General features: G+C 61.2%; 2 rRNA genes. Both read left to right on the forward strand.

Annotated features, from left to right (window positions below):
• Positions 1 to 408, forward strand: a 16S ribosomal RNA gene (locus CSQ87_RS10605); the annotation flags it as partial.
• Between the two features lie 458 nt (positions 409 to 866).
• Positions 867 to 2,504, forward strand: a 23S ribosomal RNA gene (locus CSQ87_RS10610); the annotation flags it as partial.

Consider the following 2,504-nt stretch of genomic DNA (forward strand, 5'->3'; position numbering starts at 1 on the left):
ATGGTGGGAACTCACGGGGGACCGCCGGGGTTAACTCGGAGGAAGGTGGGGATGACGTCAGATCATCATGCCCCTTACGTCCAGGGCTTCACGCATGCTACAATGGCCGGTACAGCGGGATGCGATGCGGTGACGCGGAGCGGATCCCTGAAAACCGGTCTCAGTTCGGATCGGAGCCTGCAACTCGGCTCCGTGAAGGTGGAGTCGCTAGTAATCGCGGATCAGCAACGCCGCGGTGAATGCGTTCCCGGGCCTTGTACACACCGCCCGTCAAGTCATGAAAGTGGGTAGCACCCGAAGCCGGTGGCCTAACCCTTGTGGGGGGAGCCGTCTAAGGTGAGACTCGTGATTGGGACTAAGTCGTAACAAGGTAGCCGTACCGGAAGGTGCGGCTGGATCACCTCCTTTCTACGGAGATTTCTTTTCGGCCCCGGTTCTGGGGTCGGTTCAGCCCCCGTGTGTTTCCGGGCCGTCCGGCCTGGGGGTGGGGGCAGCTGGTGTGGTTACTGTCATCAATGCTGGTGGTATGGGGCATGCTTTTGGGTTCCCGGACCGTCACCTCCCGTGGGGTTGTCTCCCCGTGGGTCGGGCGTGGTCCGTCGCCCTTCCGTGTGGCCGTCCTCCGTTCGTGGGGGTTGGTCGTGTGGTGGGTGCGTGTGGCTGGTTGAGAACTGGATAGTGGACGCGAGCGGAGGCGCCGCCCTTTGTGGTGGTGTTTCTGCTGTTGATTTCGCCGGGACCGTCCGGATCCTTGTTGTGGTCCGGTTGGTTTCGGTGTGCTGATCGTTTTGTTGATCGTTAGTGTGATGATGTGTTGTCCGGTAATTCGCTGGATTGGCCTGGTGCCGTGGGATGCCCGGTTGTGGGTGTTGCCCGGTATGGGCGTGTGGTGGATGCCTTGGCACATGGGACCGATGAAGGACGCGTGGGGCCGCGATAGTCCTCGGGGAGCCGCCGACAGGGCTTTGATCCGAGGGTTTCCGAATGGGGTAACCCGGCACCCGTCATGGGGTGTCACCGCATTTTGTGCGGGGGGTACGCAGGGAAGTGAAACATCTCAGTACCTGCAGGAGAGGATATTCCGTGAGTAGTGGCGAGCGAAAGCGGATGATGGCTAAACCGTGGTCGTGTGATACCCGTCGGGGGTTGCGGCCGCGGTGTCGTGGGAAGGCCTGTGCCGGTTCCGACGGACCGGCCGGCAGTGATAAAGCGTCGTGCGAGACGAACGGGATTGAATTCCCGGCCGTAGAGGGTGATGGCCCCGTAGTCGGTAGCGCGATGCCTGTCGATGGCTTCTCCCGAGTAGCACGGGACTCGTGGAATCCCGTGTGAATCCGCCCTGACCGTGGGGTAAGCCTGAATATTCCCGTGTGACCGATAGCGTACGAGTACCGTGAGGGAAAGGTGAAAAGCACCCCGGGAGGGGAGTGAAATAGTTTCTGAAACCGCGCGCCTGCGATCCGTCGGAGCCTTTCGGGGTGACGGCGTGCCTATCGAAAAATGAGTCTGCGAGTCAGTGGTGCGTGGCGAGCATAAGCCGTGTGGTGTATGCGTAGCGAAGGCGAGTCTTAAAAGGCGTTTGAGTCGCGTGCCCTGGACCCGAAGCGGGATGATCTAGCCCTGAGCAGGCTGAAGCGCGGGTAAGACCGCGTGGAGGGCCGAACCCACCTAGGTTGAAAACTGGGGGGATGACTTGGGGTTAGGGGTGAAAGGCCAATCAAATTCCGTGATAGCTGGTTCTCTCCGAAATGCATTTAGGTGCAGCGTCGGTTGATTGGATCCGGGGGGTAGAGCTACTGGATGCTTGAGGGCCCGTACAGGGTACCGACAGCAGCCAAACTCCGAATACCCGTGACCTGTATTCCGGCAGTGACCCGGCGGGGGATAAGCTTCGTCGTGGAGAGGGAGACAGCCCAGATCGTCGTCTAAGGTCCCCAAGCGCGTGCTAAGTGGGAAAGGATGTGGGGTCGCATAGACAGCCAGGAGGTTGGCTCAGAAGCAGCCATCCTTGAAAGAGTGCGTAACAGCTCACTGGTCTAGTGGTCCTGCGCCGACAATGTAGCGGGGCTCAAGCACGCCACCGAAGACGCGGCAGTCGCCTTGTGCGGCTGGGTAGGAGAGCGTCCCATGATGGGGTGAAGCCGCGGCGTAAGCCTGTGGTGGACTTCATGGGAGTGAGAATGCAGACATGAGTAGCGAGACGGGGGTGACAATCCCCCGCGCTGGATGACCAAGGGTTCCAGGGCCACGTTCATCGTCCCTGGGTGAGTCGGGTCCTAAGGCGAGGCCGACAGGCGTAGTCGAATGGATGAACGGGTTGATATTCCCGTACCGGCATGGAGCCGCCAGGACCGAGGCGGGGGGTGCTAACCTCCGGTCCGCTGGATCGTTCCCTTCGGGGTTCGTGACGGCGGGCTGTTGGGACCGACCCCTGTAGTAGGTGAGCGCGGGAGTGACGCAGGATGGTAGCCGGCCGCGGCGGTGGTTGTCCGTGGTCAAGCGTG

Origin of the sequence: Bifidobacterium simiarum (assembly GCF_002802905.1) — a bacterium.
Classification (GTDB): domain Bacteria; phylum Actinomycetota; class Actinomycetes; order Actinomycetales; family Bifidobacteriaceae; genus Galliscardovia; species Galliscardovia simiarum.